This window comes from Acinetobacter soli (assembly GCF_018139125.1).
Lineage (GTDB): Bacteria > Pseudomonadota > Gammaproteobacteria > Pseudomonadales > Moraxellaceae > Acinetobacter > Acinetobacter soli.
In genome coordinates this window covers 2,887,203-2,903,484 of record NZ_CP073241.1, presented here as the reverse complement: position 1 = coordinate 2,903,484, position 16,282 = coordinate 2,887,203, and the positions used below count along the sequence as shown (strand labels likewise).

The window sequence follows — 16,282 nt, the reverse complement described above, 5'->3', positions numbered from 1 at the left end:
ACCTTATTGATTTACAGTTTGATTTGCAAGAATTGCGGCTTTCATTTGATCCACATCAAAAGTCTTGGTAATGACTGCCTGACCTAGATGCTGCAATAATACCAGTCTTAGCTGTCCATTGAGCACTTTCTTGTCATGCGACATATAAGACAAAAATGCGTCCAACGGAATTTGCGGACATGATATCGGCAAACACGCACGCTGAATAATCTTTTTTGTACGCGCCAGATCTGCTTCAGAAATCCAGCCCATGCGTTGCGACAAATCAGCCGCCATAACCATACCGGTTGCCACTGCCTCGCCATGCAGCCATTCACCATAACCCAAATATGATTCAATGGCATGACCAAAGGTGTGACCCAAATTAAGTAAAGCGCGTTCACCTTGCTCTTTTTCGTCGTTTGCTACAATTCGCGCCTTATGAGCGCATGAGCGATACACCGCTTCTGCAAGCAAAGTTTCATTTCCAGCGACCAACTCGTCCATGTGTGTTTCGAGCCATGCCAAAAATTCAAGATCCCCGAGCAAGGCATATTTAATCACTTCGGCTAGGCCTGCAGACAGCTCACGCGGTGGTAAAGACTTTAACTGTGACATATCGGCCATGACCACTTCAGGCTGCTTAAAGGCCCCGATCATATTTTTGCCTAATGGATGATTAATGCCTGTTTTTCCACCGACACTTGAATCGACTTGAGACAACAATGTGGTTGGCACCTGAATAAAGTATACGCCACGCTGGAAACTCGCTGCGGCAAAGCCAGCCATATCGCCAATCACGCCACCACCAAGTGCCAGCACGGTACAATCCCGATTAAACCCGGCTTGGAGCAGCGCATCAAAAATAAGATTCAAGTGTTCGATATTTTTGTATTTTTCGCCATCTGGCAGCACACATACAGCCACTTGCTTGTCTAGGGCACTCAGCGCATCTACATAGTGTTGCAGATAGAGCTGCTCCAGCGTGGTATTGGTCACGATCATCACCTGACGACCTTTGATATACGGTGCAAGCAGGTTATGTGACTGTAATTGACTACCAATAAAGATTGGATAACGGCGATCGCCTAACTCTACGTGAAGTGTTTGCATAAACATTTAAACCGGTGAGAAAACTAGTGCAATTGGGGCGTTAAGATCACGCGTAAAATTTGCTGAGCAAGATCACGTGCTGCGCCTTGATTTGTTTCAATAATATGATGGGCCACTTCACGGTACAACGGATCTCGGGTATTGAGTAAATCTCGAAGGCGTTGCTCCGGATTCTCGACCTGCAATAAAGGACGATTTTTATCACGATAGGTGCGTTGTAATTGTAACTCGACAGGCGTAAACAGATAAATCACGACGCCGCGTGTTTTTAGATAGTTTCGGTTTGCTGCTTGGGTGACAGCGCCACCACCTGTAGCCAATACCAAATGGTGACGAGAGGTAAGATCATCGAGCACATTGGTTTCTCGGCCACGAAAGCCCAATTCACCTTCTTTTTCAAAAATCCATGGAATTGTAGCACCTGTTCTGCGTTCAATTTCATGATCGCTGTCGAGAAATTCACGCCCCAACAATTCTGCCAAATGCCGCCCAACGGTGGTCTTTCCTGCTCCCATGGGACCTACCAAATAAATATTGGGTAGGCTGTCAAACTCTTTGCTTGGCAAGGAGTCACCTATTGAATTACTTGAATTAAAACTATATTAATGATTTCCAACAATAGTGTCATTAACTATTCGAGGTGTCACAAAAATTAGCAGTTCATTTTTCGCTTCACTTTTTGCGGTCTTTTTAAATAAATGCCCCACATAAGGCAAATCACCTAAAAATGGCACTTTAGTCACCGCATTAGACGTGGTTTGTTCGAATACACCACCCAAGACAACTGTTTCACCGTTATTCACCAAGACATTGGTATTGATCGCATTTTTATTTAAAATGGCCTCACCGTTTTGGGCATAACTATTGATCGAGTCATTGGCAATATTCAGTTCCATCAAAATTTTACCGTCTGGGGTAATGTTGGGTGTGACTTCCAGACTGAGCAATGCTTCTTTAAATGAGGTTGTGGCAGTTGATCCTGCTGCCGAGTTGGTGGTGGACTGATACGGCACCTCCACACCGGTTGCTACTTTGGCTTTTTGCTTATCGGCGGACATCACTTTCGGTGTTGAAATCACTTCGCCGTATCCGTCAGCCTGCAAGGCAGACAGCTCCAAGTCCAGCATAAAATCAGACAAACTGATTAAACCAAATGAAATACTGCTGGCGCCTGCTGTCGATACCCCTAAGTCAACACTTAAGTTATTGTTAATGGTGTCGCCATTACGCAAGTTCCATAAGGTTGAATTTTTACCTGTGACCTGTAAATCATTGCCTGTCGACAAGACGCCCCATTTCACTCCCATTTCTTTACTAAACGAGGTCGATGCACGCACAATCCGTGCTTCAATCATGACTTGTTTCACCGGAATATCCAGCAAATCAATCATGCGTCGGATCTGGTCAATCTTTTGCGCAGTGTCATTTAAAATAAGAGTGTTGGTACGCGGATCAAAAGAAATCGTGCCACGCGGGCTTAACAAAGTGCCAACGCTATCGCCCAAAGGCTCCACCGTCGCACCACCAGTCGTAGCAGTACTGGTAGTACCGCTGTTTCGACCTTGAGTAATCAATTTTTCAATATCTACCGCTTTGGCATATTTAAGCTGAATAAACTCGGTTTGTAACGGCGAGAGCTTGGTACTTTGTGCAATCGCTTTGGCTTCATCTTCTTCAGACTTGATCATTTCGGTGACAGGCGCTATCCAGATCACATTCCCATTACGGCGCTTGTCCAGATTTTTGGTTTTTAAAATAATATCCAGCGCCTGATCCCACGGCACGTCTTTAAGGCGCAAGGTAATATTGCCTTGTACAGAATCTGCGGTCACCATATTGATATTGGTAAAATCGGCCAGTAACTGTAATACGCGGCGTACTTCAATGTCTTGAAAATCCAGTGAGATCTTCTTACCCGTATAGTTTTGGTTGTTTTTTGAGTTTAGTCTGACATTATCTTGTGGACGCTTTAAACTGATGGTGAGTTTATTTTCGGCCTGATACGCCATGTATTCATAACTCCCCGTCGACTGAATCGAGACCACACCGTTGCTGCCATTATTGAATGCATCAATCGATGCCACAGGCGTTGCAAACTCGGTGGTATTCAGGCGGCGCGCCAGATGCGTCGGAATTTTGATGCCAGGAAAACGCACCACCACCTTGCTGCCTTCTTGCTGCACATCGACAGGCGTGGTACTGCCTTGCAGATCAATCACCACCTGCCCTTCACCTTGTGCTCCCTTTTGAAATCCAATATTTCCAATAGAAAGCTGGTTTTTTGGGGCTGGAGCGGCAAGTGGAGTCGCGGCAGAGGCCAGATTATTAATTTTAAGAATGAAGACATTGCCTTCTACACGTGTGGTAAACGCACCTGAATTTTTAAGATTCACCGTGACACGGGCGCGTTTTTCATCTGCACTGACTTCAATTCCCGAGGCTTCATTGCTGGTGAGCGCAATATTGCGTTTGGCCAGTTTTTGCGTGGCTTGATCGAAATCCAGAATCAGACGAGATGGCTGCTCAAGTTGATACGACTGAGGTTGTGGCGGCAGTCCATTAAACATAATCCGCACTTCGGTCCCTTGTCCCGGAATCGTCATCGGGACGACATTGGTAATGGCGACCTGCGCACTTGCAACTTGCATCACGGCATAGGTCACACTTGCCATCGTAAATTGACGAATTACCTGTTTCATCGAGACTCCCCCAAGCATAAAAACGTTCAAGCTTTTTCTCATTATTATTCCCCTGTGCACTAGGGCTTCGGTCCAATTAAAACCAAAGATCGTGGCCGTTCAATAAATCCATCACGTCCATCTGGCACAATTTCCATTAAATCAATTTGTGTGGGTGAGATGGCTACAATCCGCCCTTCATTCAGCCCCATATAATTGCCAATTTGTACACGCTCAATTTCACCATCAGGCGTTTGAATTAATGCCAGAATTTGGCCATTGATGCGGCGCATACTGCCTTTCATGTTTAATGATTCAAGCGCATAACTTTCAAGTGGCTGTTTGGGTCTGGATAGATTTGGGTAAACGCGTTTTCCAGACATCACCTTGAGTTCTGCGGCAATCGAGTTCGGCAAGAATGGATTGCGTAACTGATTGGCAGAATAAAGGTAGGGCGGAACAGGCATAAATACAGGCGCAGGCTCAATCGGTAACGGTGGCTGACTTCGAATAGCGGCCATTTGCTGCTGCACACTGTCAATGCGTGAATCACAACCCGCAAGCCCCAGCACCACCACACTCAAGCACAGAAGTTGACGTATCATTAAGGTGTCCCCCCTTGTGCTGCTGCGGGTGCGGCAGATGGCTGAACCGACGAGGCAGCGTTTTGCTCGTCTACACCGATATAACGATATGTTTTCGCCTTGACGCTGTAATCGACCTGCGGAATATCCGAGGTTTCTTTGGCAGGTTTTGCTTCAATGACAAAATCATGCATGGTCACGATACGCGGCAAGGCCGAAATACCACTGACGAAGGCACCAAAAGCATGATAGTCACCCGTGGCTTCAATCGAAATTGGCTGCTCTACAAAAATTTCTTGTTTGACCTCATTTTCAAGCCGAATATTTTTAAATTTCAAACCCGAGTTTACACCCGTCATGTTGATGTCTTCTACCAAGCCCGGAATCTCACTTTCCTTTGGAAGTTGCGTCAGCTGCTGATTAAAGCTGGCCTGCATTTCGACCAATTGACGCTGATACTGCTGTAGATTGCGTAGTTTGGATTCTTTTTCTTTAAACTCATTCAGAAGGTTTTGTTCTTGCGCACGCGCGGTCTGTATGGTGTCTAACTGCGGACGAATCATGACAAAATAACCAAGCGCCACCACTAAGAAAAAAATAAATATCCAGCAGGTGATTTTGACCGATTTGGGCCAACTCCCGTAATTGCTCATGTCGAGCGTATTAAACTGCTGAAAAAACTTATCCACCGTCATGCGTTTTTTCTGCACAGGTGCCTGCTCAGGTGCCGTGTGATCGACTGGATCTCGTTTCATGGCTTGGCCCCCGCATTGGTTGCTGTTGCAGTGGTGGTTGGTGGCGCATAGGCCACACCAATTTCACCCAAATCGACACTGACCACAAAACTGCCGTATGCTTCTTCAGGTCTTGGCACAACAGACGTTGGCGCCTTCTCTTTGGTATCGTCGACCGCCAGAAACGAATTCATAAAGGCATTACGATACCAAGGCGATGCCTCAAGGTTGCGTAATAATTCGGCTACGGTATTCGGGCTTTCGGCTCGGCCTTCTAGCGTGAATTTATCGCCAGTCCGGGTAAATTTGGTCAGATACATATTGTTTGGTGTAACCCGAACAATTTCATCAATGAGGCGAACTGCCACAGGACGCTGCGATTGCAAGCCCTGAATCAGTTTCATTCGTTCTACAATCGCATCTCGCTGCTGCTGTAAACCATCGAGTGCTTTGAGTTGATGGTCCAAGCCTTGATTGGTAGTAATAAGTAACTGATTGGCCTGCTCTTGATCATTAAGCTTGAAATTAAAATACGTCCAGCCCAATGCAACGGCAGCGCATCCGAGTATTGCCACCAAACCACTGAGTAAAATAAATTCTTTTTTACGCTTTTCTCGCAGTTTATCGCGCCATGGAAGGAGGTTAATGCGTGTCATCATCGAAACTCCTCAAGGCCAGCCCACATGCCACCATGAGCGATGCAGCATCATTTTCGATCTTGCGAACATCCACCTGTGGTGAAAAATCCATTTGTAAAAACGGATTGGCCACCGTCACCCGATAGCCCAGTTTTTGCTGTAACAATCGGGCTAGCCCCGGAATATTGGCATTTCCGCCTGCGAGCAAAATATGGTCAATTTCGTTGTACTGCGAAGATGAAAAGAAAAACTGTAATGAACGCGCCGCCTGCTGAACCAGCGCTTCTAGATAGGGCTCAAACACTTCTGCGGTAAAATCCTCGGGCAACGAGCCGTCTTTTTTGGCACGTCCTGCTTCTTCATAAGACATTCCATAGCGTTTTTGAACGTCTTGAGTGAGTTGTTTACCGCCAAAAACCTGCTCGCGGGTATAGATAATCTTGCCCTTTTGCATCACCGACAGCGTGGTCATGGTATGGCCAATATCTAAAATTCCCACCGTACTTACGCCCATCGGCAAGGTATCGGCAAAAACCTGAAATGCACGCTCCATGGCATAGCTTTCAACATCTGCCACCTTAGGCGTTAAACCTGCCAGCTCCAGCACTTCAACACGCGTATCGACATTTTCGGTACGTGTCGCTGCAATCAGGACATTGACCCGATTAGGATTGGCTGGGCGTTCTGGCGTGACTTCAAAATCAAGACTGACTTCATCTAAAGGAAATGGAATAAAACGCTCGGCATCCATTCGAATCTGAACTTCTCGCTCATCATCGGTCATGTCGGCATCCATTTCGATCAGTTTGTGTACGACCATTGAGGTGGGCACTGCAATGGCCGCTTGGGTCGCTTGTGGATTGGCCAGATTGATGGCGCGCGTCAATGCGTCGGCCACCGCTTCAGGATTAAGAATATTTTTCTCAACCACACTGCTTTCTTGCAGCGGAATCAAGCCATAACTTTCTACACAGTAACGATCATTTTTGGCAGAGAGCTCGAGTACTTTGACCGAAGTCGAACTGATATCAACCCCAACCAACCCCTTATTGGTTTTACGGTATAATCTGAGCACGTAAATGGTGTCCTATTATTTTTCTGTCCCCAAAGAAGCAAGGGCTAATTATATCTAGGTCATTAATTTTATGCGGATACAATATCTCATCTAACAATCCGCTATTCTAAAGGATATACTGACCCACAATTAGTTTGCGTTAAGCTCTTATTAAAACCCACTTGTTATGAAAAAGCTATCCAGTTCAGGCCGCGTTCACCCATTTTTTTTGTTCATTATCATGGTACTTGTCTCAGTTCCGATGGGTTTTTATGGCATGTATCTCTATATTGCCCCGTCTTTGCCTGAAATGAGCTCCTTGAAAAAGGCGCCGTTGCTTAAACCATTACAGGTTTATACCGCAGACAATCAATTAATCGCAGAATATGGCGGTAAACTTTCAGTTCCGGTTGAATATAATCAAATTCCACCACATTTTATTCATGCTTTTTTGGCAGCTGAAGACTCATCTTTTTTTGAGCACAGCGGGATTAGTTTTAAGGGTTTGGGGCGTGCATTAAGTGAAACCGTAACCGGTTCAAATGTACAAACGGGTGGCTCGACCATTACCATGCAGGTGGCGAAAAACTATTATTTATCGCCAGAGCGTACTTTAAAACGTAAACTGACTGAAATTTTCTTGGCGCGAAAAATTGAGCAAAACCTGAGTAAACAAGAAATCTTGACGCTATATGTCAATAAAATTTTCTTGGGAAAAAATGCTTATGGTATCGCGGCTGCCGCCAAGATCTATTATAACAAAACCCTTGATCAGCTCAGTATTGCTGAGATGGCCATGATTTCGGGCTTGCCTAAAGCACCCTCTAAGTACAATCCAGTGGTTAATCCAGAGCGCGCACTTGAGCGCCGAAACTGGATTTTAGGACGCATGTTGCAACTTGGCTATATCAATCAGACCGAGTATCAACAAGCAGTGGCCGAACCTATCAATCTCGATATGCCAGACCGTGGTGTAAGTAACCGCTTCCCGTATATTGGTGAAATGGTACGTGCAGAGCTGGTCGAAAAGTTTGGTGAACAGGCAGTCGATTCTGGTTATAAGGTTTACACCACCATCAATAGCCAGCGTCAAGCCTATGCCGAGCAATCGGTACAAGATGGACTTGAAGCCTATGATCGCAGACACGGCTGGCGGGGTGCAGAGGCACATGACAAACCGCTGAATCAATTTATTCCTTATGCCAATACCTTTCCTGCAGAAGTCATTAAAGTCGGAAGCAATACATTTGAAGCACGCATGCAGGATGGACAGACCGTCACGGTGCCTTGGTCGGGAATGTCGTGGGCACGCCGCTATCGCAATGCCAATAGCGTAGGCGAATTGCCGTCACGCGCGTCACAGATTGTGAAAGTCAAAGATATTGTGCGCTTACGTCCGAATGACGATAAATCTGCTTGGTCATTGGTGCAAATTCCACGGGTTCAAGGTCAATTAATTGCATTGAATCCAAATGACGGTTCGATTGAAGCCGTGGTGGGTGGATATAACTTTTACCAATCAAAATTTAACCGCGCATTACAAGGCTGGCGTCAACCGGGTTCAACCATCAAGCCTTTTATTTATGCCTTGGCCATTGAGCGTGGTATGACACCGTACTCCATGGTCAACGATAGCCCGATTACCATCGGACGCTGGTCGCCGAAAAACTCCGATGGCCGCTATCTAGGCATGATTCCACTACGTCGAGCGCTGTATTTATCACGTAACACCGTTTCGGTGCGCTTATTACAAACTGTGGGCGTTGAACGGGCCCGACAGTTGCTGATGGATTTTGGTTTGCAAGACAATCAGATTCCACGCAACTTCACCATTGCCTTGGGTACCCCGCAAGTCTTACCGATCCAGATGGCAACTGGCTATGCCACTTTTGCCAACGGCGGTTATCGTATTCAACCGCACTTTATCCGTCGTATTGAAGATGCTTACGGCAAAGTTATTTTTGAAGCAAAACCTGAGTATGCCTGTATTCCTTGTATCAATGAACAGCCTGCTGCTACAGATACAGCACCTCAAACCCCAGATGATGAAGTCATTGAAGTTAACAACCAGACCTTGCAGCAACCACCCGCTCCTGCTGTAACAGCATCTGAAGACACTGCCAACTATCGTCAAGCACAGCGGATTTTAAAATCCAGTTCAGCTTATGACATGGCCAATATTCTTCGGGATGTTATTTTGCATGGTACAGGGCGCGCGGCGCTTAAAATTGGTCGTGACGATTTAGGCGGTAAAACCGGTACCACTAACGATGCCAAAGACGCTTGGTTTGCAGGATTTAATGGCAAACTCGTTGCAGTGGCATGGGTCGGTTTCGACCAGCCTACAACGCTGGGCCGACGTGAATATGGCGGTATTGCAGCACTACCGATCTGGACCAACTTCATGGATCAGTCGCTAAAAAATACACCATCTGCGTGGGTACGTCTGGACAAAAATGCCAAAGCGCCAATTTCACGCGAAAAACCAACCATTGAAATTAATAATCGCAATGACGATAAAGCCTCACCACCGCTGGCACGTCCGCTATATGTGCCTGCGCCTGTGGCACCTGTTGCAACACCTGACAATGATTTTGCCGATTTACCGGGTGAAGAGATTCAGGTTCCACCATCGAATACCGCGCCATCGACACCCAAGAAAAGCGATGCGCCCAAACGCGGCGATGCGCTAGAAGGCCTGATTAATCAGGTCACTTAATCGAAAAAAACAGCCATCAAATTGATGGCTGTTTTTTTAGGACTTTAAATAGATAAAGCTGGAAACTTGCGGTGAGGTGCATGCCCTCTTGCGCTTCAAGTGCTTCTCGTTTTTCAGCTTTGGCTTTATACGCATATGGCGTCATGGCGATTAAATGCTTGAGTTGGATTTGATTTAAATCAAACGTACTTTCCACACTCACAGATTTAACCAGTTCGAAATCGTGCTGAAGCTGCTCGACAAACTTTTCAGGAGTATGCGGATTCACTTCATCAAACAAGGCCGCGCGCATACCAAGTAAATGCTGGGGTGCTGGCGTGGCCACTATCAAGTAACCTTCCGGTTGAAGGACACGTAAAATTTCCTTTTGGGGAATCGGACTAAATAGACTGGTGCAGACATCTATGGACTGATCCAGTACCGGTAGCACTGCGCCAGTTCCAACCACCCACGTCACCTGTCGATTCAGTTTTGCTGCACGTTGAACCGCCGTCTTGGCGATATCCAGCCCAATACAGTGCTTTACATGCTGTTGCATGGCATCGGTGTAATATCCTTCGCCGCAGCCAATATCGAGCAAGTACTTTGGATTTAAGCTGGCGAGTTCAACTTCTAACGCATCGCGTAAAGGCTGATAAAATCCCTCGCTTAAAAAAGCACGTCGAGCCTGAACCGACTCAGGGGTATCGCCCGGACTTTTACTGTGCTTGTGCTGCACCACATGCAAATTTACATAGCCTTGTTTGGCCACATCGTAGCTATGTCCTTGCGTACAGCGCCAAGTCATCTGATTAAGCGCGAGTTTGTCGCCGCACACCGGGCACATCAACACATTCATATTCGGTTTCCTCATAAAAAAAGCCGGCGGTGCCGGCTCTTTTTGTCTGATGGGTAGCTTAACGCAATTTTAAAGTCATTAGCCCCAAAACCACCAGCATAATTGTAATAATCCAGAAACGCGTCACGACCTGCGTCTCTTTCCAACCTTGTTTTTCATAATGGTGATGCAGCGGCGCCATCAAGAACACCCGCTTATTGCGCATTCGCAGCGATCCGATCTGTAAAAATACCGAAACGGCTTCCATCACAAAGACACCGCCCATAATGGCAAATACGATTTCCTGACGCACCATAACTGCAATCGTGCCCAGCATTGCACCCAGTGCGAGTGCACCGACATCACCCATAAAGATTTGCGCAGGGTGTGCGTTGTACCATAAAAATGCAAGGCCTGCACCCACCATCGCCGAGCAAATCACCACCAGCTCAGAGGTATATTTCACATATGGAATGTGCAGGTAATTGGCAAAACGGATGTCACCAGCCAAATACGCAAATACCCCTAAACCTGCTGCCACCATTACAATCGGCATAATGGCCAAACCATCCAAACCGTCGGTCAGATTGACCGCATTGGAAGCGCCATTGATCACCAGATAAGTAAATACAATAAACGCCAGACCCAAAGGAATGGCCGACAACGGAATGGTGAGATTTTTAAAGAATGGAATCAATAAATCCAGCATGTTGGCAGTGTGAATCGGATTGTCTTGATGTTGTGCAATTACATACAAACTGATTCCCGCACCAATAGAGGCCAGCGACGTCCAGAAAAACTTTTTACGTGCAGGCAGTCCGGCATTGTCTTTATAACGAATTTTGATCCAGTCATCGGCCCAGCCCACAGCGCCAAAAACCACCATCACGCCCAGCACAATCCAAACGTATGGATTGGATAAATCTGCCCAGAGTAAGGTGCTGATTCCAATCGAGAGCAAAATGAGGACACCGCCCATCGTGGGTGTTCCCATTTTTTTGGCATGATTTTCAGGTGCAAAAGAACTAACGGCCTGACCGTATTTCAATGCTTGTAGTTTACGAATCATCATCGGACCAAGCATCAAGCCAATTGCCAGTGCCGTAAGGACACTGAGCAACGAACGTAATGTTAAATAACGAATCACTTGGAACGAGCTGTTATAGCCCGATAGATGTTCAAACAACCATAACAGCATTTAAAGTTTCTCCATCAAATCAGCCATCAACGTTTCCATATGGGTATAACGAGAACCTTTAAACAAGAAACTCATGGACTGGGGTTGATGTTGGTGTGTTAATTCAATTAAAAATGGCAGCGCGTCTGCCTGTGTTGCAAACGCAGTTAATTTTTCTGGATGCTTACTACGCTGGGCACCCTGTTGCATGGCGGCTGCATACTCGCCTACCGCCACGACATAATCAATCGCTTCGAGCACAAGATCATGCCCTAAATCGAAATGTTCCTGCGTGCTGGCGTCACCGAGCTCACCAATATCACCCGTCACCATCACTTTTACACCGGTCTGCTGCGCCAGTACGCCTGCGGCAGCCCGCATGGATCCCGGATTAGCATTGTAGGTATCATCGATAAACAGATGCTGCTGGTGACGAATAAAGTTGAGTCGTCCTTTAGCGCCTTGCGCATGCTCAAGCCCTGTCACGATATCATTCAGCTCAATACCCATTGCCAACGCAAAGGCAGTTGCGGCCAATGCATTATCGACATTATGTTCACCGGCAAAGGGCAAAATCACATGTGCCTGACCGCGTGGGGTATGCAGATGAAATTCACTCGATTGTGCATGCAGCACCACATCCTTGGCATATATCTCGCCCCCGTCACCAAAACTTAAATGTTTTTGGGTACGGACGGCTTGGCGAATCTGCTGGGTAAAGTCGTCATTGGCCGGCACAATTGAAGTGCCTGCAGCGTCGATATGATGATAGATCTCGGATTTTGCACGGCAGATACCATCGCGCCCACCAAACTCACCCAAATGTGCCGTACCGATATTTAAAATACCCGCCACATGAGGTTGAACCAGTTGCGATGTATAGTCAATTTCGCCCTGATGATTGGCACCCAGCTCCATGACCGCATAACGGTGCTCGGGTTTTAGCTCAAGCAGCATCATCGGTACACCCAAATCGTTATTTAAGTTACCGCGCGTGACCAGCGTCGGCGCCAGTCGCGACAAGATGCTACCCAACATTTCTTTCGTGGTGGTTTTACCACTACTTCCAGTTAGCGCCATGACCTGTAAGTCTGGATATTGCTGACGACGATAAGCACCTAAGTGTCCAAGCGCCAAGCGGGTGTCCAAAACCACCAATTGGCAAATGTCTAAATCTAGTGGATGCTCTACAATCGCGATCTGACAGCCGTTGGCAGCCACCTGTGCTACAAAGTCATGGGCATCAAAGCGCTCACCTTTGAGGGCAAGAAACACATCGCCGGCTTCGGCGTGGCGTGAATCTGTTAAAATTCTTTTAATTTGCGTACTTGGCGCACGCCCGTTGTGCCAATGGCCTTGGGTCGCGTGCTGTAATTGTGCTGCGGTCCACGGCTCAAGTGGCACCGTACTGGTTGTCGACGTATGCATAAAAAAACCTACTGCGCAGAAGAGGCCGAAGAAATCGATTGATGCTGAGCGTCTAGGGCATTTTGTACCTCGACGACATCATCAAACCAATGGCGTACACCCTGAATATCCTGATAATTTTCGTGGCCTTTTCCAGCGATCACCACAATATCGCCCGCTTGTGCATGATCGACCACATAACGGATTGCATCGCGTCGATCATGTAGTTCATACACCTCATGACCAGAAAAATCGATGCCGGCTTTCATATCTGTAAAAATCTGCTCTGAATTTTCTGTCCGTGGATTATCCGATGTCAAAATGACTGGATTTGCGCCATTTAAGGCTGCTTGGGTCATCAGCGGGCGCTTACCCCGATCTCGATCGCCACCACAACCAAACACCGCCCATAAACGCTGTCCGACATGACGCTGCAAAGTTTTCAGCACTTGTTCAAGCGCATCTGGTGTATGGGCATAATCCACTACAAAAACGCGCTCTTGATCGCGGATCACTTGCATACGCCCTGGCGCGCCTTTGAGCTGTAGGGTGCTTGCACAAAGCACTGCCAGATCAAAACCGGCTTGCTCTGCTGCAATTAAGCTAGCAACCAAGTTTTCGACATTAAAATGCCCAAGCAATGGGCTGTGTACCGGATACTCGCCCTGCGGCGTAACCAAAGTAAAGCGCGCACCTTCCAAGCTAAAGCTTAAATCTTTAACGCTATAGTCTGCGGCCTGTTGAAGCGAATAGGTAAGCACTTTAGGCTGAGCGGGATTCGCGCGAGCCACTTGCAGCATGAGCGGTGCAAAGGCATCGTCTAGATGAATAATTGCAACTTTTAATGATTCAAAGGCAAACAAACGCGACTTGGCTTCTGCATACGCTTCCAGCGTGCCGTGATAATCCAGATGATCACGACTTAAATTACTAAATACCGCGATTTCAATGGCACAGCCTTGCAGTCGGCCTTGCTCTAGTCCATGCGAGCTGGCTTCTAGCGCAGCAAATTTGGCGCCTTGCTGTGCATAGTCATGTAAGGCAGACTGAAGCTGTAGTGCGTCGAGTGTGGTGTGCGTCGATGGATTTAAATGCGGTAATATTCCGTTACCAGTGGTGCCCATCACGGCACAGGTCTGATGTTGTAGGGTCAATAGCTCTGCAATCAGGCGTGAAATGGTGGTTTTACCATTGGTCCCCGTGACGGCGACAATCCGTGCAGGCTCAACAGGTGCAGTATGCTGCAAATAAGCACGTTGCCAGATACCCATGCGGTGGCGCACATCTGGACACACCCATTCTTTTTCCAGCCCCAAAGGCTGTTCGCAAATCACACCTAGAGCACCATGTGCCAGTGCCGCTTCGGCAAAAGCACGGGTTTTTTCTGGCTGTGAGTAACTGGTCAGTGCAATAAAAAGCTGATCTTTTTTAATAAAACGGCTGTCGAGACAAAATCCCTGAAACGGTTGATCTCGCCAGCAAACTGCCGCATCTACTGCAGCGATCATTTGAAATGAAACGCGCATTCTCCACCTCTTATTGGCGTTTTAAAATTGGATTACTTGGCGTATCCAATGGTTTATCGAGTGGAACATTCATTAAGCGAAGTGATTCTTGCATCATTCTGGTAAATACAGGCGCTGCCACCAAACCGCCGTAGTAACGTCCTTGCGGGTTTTCCACCACCACAATCATGGCCAAGCGCGGATCGCTCACTGGCGCTACGCCCGCAAACAGGGCGCGGTATTCATTTTGTGCATAGCCTTTACCATCGGCACGTAATTTATGCGCGGTTCCTGTTTTACCCCCAACACGATATCCCGGAATATTGGCCTGTGTTGCAGTTCCCCCAGGCATCGTCACCTGCTCAAGCATCATCAGCACCTGATCGGCAATTTTTGGGTTGAGGACCTGCTCACCTTTAGGCTTCTCATCCAGTTTACGCAGGCTCAATGGCATTTTTACCCCATGATTGGCCAGCATGGCATAGCCTTGCGCCAACTGTAAAATGGTGGCATTGAGGCCATAACCATAAGCCATGGTTCCAATTTGCGACGGGGTTAGCTTGCTTGCAGGTAAAATCAGACCACCACTCTCGCCGGGAAAATGTACGGCTGAGCGCTGACCAAAACCGACACGGCGGAAAAAGGTCGGAATCGAATCTTTCGGTAGCGAAAGGGCAATTTTGGCAGAACCGACGTTGGACGACTTTACAATTACCCCTGTTAGGGTAAGCGCGCCATAGTTATGCGTATCACGAATGGTATGCCAGCCTAAACGCATCGAGCCCGGTGAGGTATTGACAATGGTATTTGGCGTATATTGACCACTTTCGAGCGCTGCTGCCACCGTAAAGGGCTTCATGGTCGAGCCTGGCTCGAACATATCAATCGCGCCGCGGTTACGCATGGCATCCTTATTTGACAGACCATTTTTGTCATTCGGGTTATACGATGGCCAACTCGCCATCGCCAGAATTTCACCGGTTTTTACATCTACTGCAATGGCAGAGGCCGAACGCGCATTGTTGGCCACACCCGCAGCAGTTAACTCACGATACATGATGTATTGCAGACGTGAATCGATACTCAAGGTAATATTTTCGCCCGGCTCACCCTCTCGAATAACTTCGGAGATTTTTAAACGATTACCGCGCTTATCACGAATGACTTTTTGCTCACCATCAATTCCGGCCAGTTGCTTGTTCAGCTGCATTTCCAAGCCTTCAACCCCAATGCCTTCGCTATTGGTTAAACCAATGATCTGAGCATTGGCCTGCGGCTGTGGATAGAAACGCTTATAGTTTTTCTCGGTATAAACACCTTGAAAATTACGCTTCATGATCAGATCTGCTTGCTGCGGCGGAATCTCTTTTTGCAAAACCAGATAGCGCGAACGCGGTCGGGCATACATCTGCTTTTTGAGTTCAGCACGATCCATCCCGACTGCATCGGCCAGTTCATCCAGATTAAGGTTTTTGTCTGGTAACTGTCGCTTGAGCTTGCGATTGTTCGGATCTTTTTTCAGCTCGGCAGAAATTTCATCGTATTCTTTTTTGGTATCGAAATAGTCACGTGGATCAACCACGACCCGCATAATTGGCGTACTGATCGCCAGTGGCACGCCATGACGATCACTAATCACGCCGCGCATCGCTTTGAGTTTTTCTGTTCTTAAAATATTGGCATTGGCCTTATTTTGCAGAAAATCCTTATTGATCACCTGTACATAAAAGGCACGTGCAATCAAAATGGCAAAGCAGAGCAATACCACCGCCCACAGTAAGTAGAACCGCCACAGATCAAACGCCAGCGTGGGTTTCTCTGTAATAGATTGCTGTTTTTTTCTTGTTTGCTTGGTTCGCTTGTCGATCATACAGCAG

13 protein-coding genes are annotated in these 16,282 nt (G+C 47.2%); 1 reads left to right on the top strand and 12 read right to left on the bottom strand.

Going from position 1 to position 16,282, the window contains the following annotated elements; all coding sequences use genetic code 11:
- Nucleotides 1-3: 3 nt before the first annotated feature.
- The 7 genes from aroB to KCV09_RS13290 are packed head-to-tail and all read right to left on the bottom strand — an operon-like array spanning nt 4 to nt 6,801.
- Complete coding sequence (aroB, locus tag KCV09_RS13320) at nt 4-1,092, bottom strand: 3-dehydroquinate synthase (RefSeq protein WP_212515265.1); 1,089 nt, start codon at nt 1,090-1,092, stop codon at nt 4-6.
- 23 nt (nt 1,093-1,115) lie between these two features.
- On the bottom strand, nt 1,116-1,658 hold the full coding sequence (aroK, locus tag KCV09_RS13315; protein WP_004944978.1) for a shikimate kinase AroK: 543 nt from the start codon (nt 1,656-1,658) through the stop codon (nt 1,116-1,118).
- Between the two features lie 36 nt (nt 1,659-1,694).
- Nucleotides 1,695-3,791: a type IV pilus secretin PilQ family protein gene (pilQ, locus tag KCV09_RS13310; RefSeq protein ID WP_208476756.1), complete on the bottom strand. Its 2,097-nt coding sequence runs from the start codon at nt 3,789-3,791 to the stop codon at nt 1,695-1,697.
- A 59-nt stretch (nt 3,792-3,850) separates the two neighbouring features.
- On the bottom strand, nt 3,851-4,375 hold the full coding sequence (locus KCV09_RS13305) for a pilus assembly protein PilP (protein ID WP_004934225.1): 525 nt from the start codon (nt 4,373-4,375) through the stop codon (nt 3,851-3,853).
- A complete protein-coding gene (locus KCV09_RS13300; RefSeq protein WP_004944972.1) occupies nt 4,375-5,109 on the bottom strand; it encodes a type IV pilus inner membrane component PilO in 735 nt (244 codons plus the stop codon). Before KCV09_RS13300 ends, KCV09_RS13305 begins: the two co-directional genes overlap by 1 nt.
- On the bottom strand, nt 5,106-5,744 hold the full coding sequence (locus KCV09_RS13295; RefSeq protein WP_212515777.1) for a PilN domain-containing protein: 639 nt from the start codon (nt 5,742-5,744) through the stop codon (nt 5,106-5,108). Before KCV09_RS13295 ends, KCV09_RS13300 begins: the two co-directional genes overlap by 4 nt.
- Nucleotides 5,731-6,801, bottom strand: coding sequence for a pilus assembly protein PilM (locus KCV09_RS13290; protein ID WP_004934220.1), 1,071 nt, complete (start codon nt 6,799-6,801; stop codon nt 5,731-5,733). The genes KCV09_RS13295 and KCV09_RS13290 overlap by 14 nt, the downstream gene beginning before the upstream one ends.
- 166 nt (nt 6,802-6,967) lie before the next feature.
- Here KCV09_RS13290 and ponA point away from each other — a divergent pair, with 166 nt between their 5' ends.
- Nucleotides 6,968-9,499, top strand: coding sequence for a penicillin-binding protein PBP1a (ponA, locus tag KCV09_RS13285; protein ID WP_212515264.1), 2,532 nt, complete (start codon nt 6,968-6,970; stop codon nt 9,497-9,499).
- Nucleotides 9,500-9,515: 16 nt separating this feature from the next.
- Here ponA and KCV09_RS13280 read toward each other — a convergent pair whose 3' ends face one another.
- Genes KCV09_RS13280 through ftsI form a run of 5 tightly spaced genes read right to left on the bottom strand, consistent with a single transcriptional unit; the run spans nt 9,516 to nt 16,275 of the window.
- Nucleotides 9,516-10,337 carry a putative RNA methyltransferase gene (locus KCV09_RS13280; protein ID WP_212515263.1) on the bottom strand — a complete coding sequence of 274 codons (822 nt, stop codon included), beginning with the start codon at nt 10,335-10,337 and terminating at the stop codon, nt 9,516-9,518.
- Nucleotides 10,338-10,395: 58 nt separating this feature from the next.
- A complete protein-coding gene (mraY, locus tag KCV09_RS13275) occupies nt 10,396-11,514 on the bottom strand; it encodes a phospho-N-acetylmuramoyl-pentapeptide-transferase (protein ID WP_004934213.1) in 1,119 nt (372 codons plus the stop codon).
- A complete protein-coding gene (locus KCV09_RS13270; protein WP_212515262.1) occupies nt 11,515-12,921 on the bottom strand; it encodes a UDP-N-acetylmuramoyl-tripeptide--D-alanyl-D-alanine ligase in 1,407 nt (468 codons plus the stop codon).
- Nucleotides 12,922-12,929: 8 nt separating this feature from the next.
- Nucleotides 12,930-14,426, bottom strand: coding sequence for a UDP-N-acetylmuramoyl-L-alanyl-D-glutamate--2,6-diaminopimelate ligase (locus tag KCV09_RS13265; RefSeq protein ID WP_212515261.1), 1,497 nt, complete (start codon nt 14,424-14,426; stop codon nt 12,930-12,932).
- Between the two features lie 10 nt (nt 14,427-14,436).
- Complete coding sequence (gene ftsI, locus KCV09_RS13260) at nt 14,437-16,275, bottom strand: penicillin-binding protein PBP3 (protein WP_004934206.1); 1,839 nt, start codon at nt 16,273-16,275, stop codon at nt 14,437-14,439.
- Between the last annotated feature and the right edge of the window lie 7 nt (nt 16,276-16,282).

Excerpts from the sequence above, each read along its gene's own strand:
- KCV09_RS13270 (WP_212515262.1), bottom strand. The coding sequence starts at position 12,921 with ATGCATACGTCGACAACCAGTACGGTGCCACTTGAGCCGTGGACCGCA.
- pilQ (WP_208476756.1), bottom strand. The coding sequence starts at position 3,791 with ATGAAACAGGTAATTCGTCAATTTACGATGGCAAGTGTGACCTATGCC.
- KCV09_RS13305 (WP_004934225.1), bottom strand. The coding sequence starts at position 4,375 with ATGATACGTCAACTTCTGTGCTTGAGTGTGGTGGTGCTGGGGCTTGCG.
- KCV09_RS13280 (WP_212515263.1), bottom strand. The coding sequence starts at position 10,337 with ATGAATGTGTTGATGTGCCCGGTGTGCGGCGACAAACTCGCGCTTAAT.
- aroB (WP_212515265.1), bottom strand. The coding sequence starts at position 1,092 with ATGCAAACACTTCACGTAGAGTTAGGCGATCGCCGTTATCCAATCTTT.
- KCV09_RS13265 (WP_212515261.1), bottom strand. The coding sequence starts at position 14,426 with ATGCGCGTTTCATTTCAAATGATCGCTGCAGTAGATGCGGCAGTTTGC.
- ftsI (WP_004934206.1), bottom strand. The coding sequence starts at position 16,275 with ATGATCGACAAGCGAACCAAGCAAACAAGAAAAAAACAGCAATCTATT.
- KCV09_RS13295 (WP_212515777.1), bottom strand. The coding sequence starts at position 5,744 with ATGACACGCATTAACCTCCTTCCATGGCGCGATAAACTGCGAGAAAAG.
- mraY (WP_004934213.1), bottom strand. The coding sequence starts at position 11,514 with ATGCTGTTATGGTTGTTTGAACATCTATCGGGCTATAACAGCTCGTTC.
- ponA (WP_212515264.1), top strand. The coding sequence starts at position 6,968 with ATGAAAAAGCTATCCAGTTCAGGCCGCGTTCACCCATTTTTTTTGTTC.
- KCV09_RS13300 (WP_004944972.1), bottom strand. The coding sequence starts at position 5,109 with ATGAAACGAGATCCAGTCGATCACACGGCACCTGAGCAGGCACCTGTG.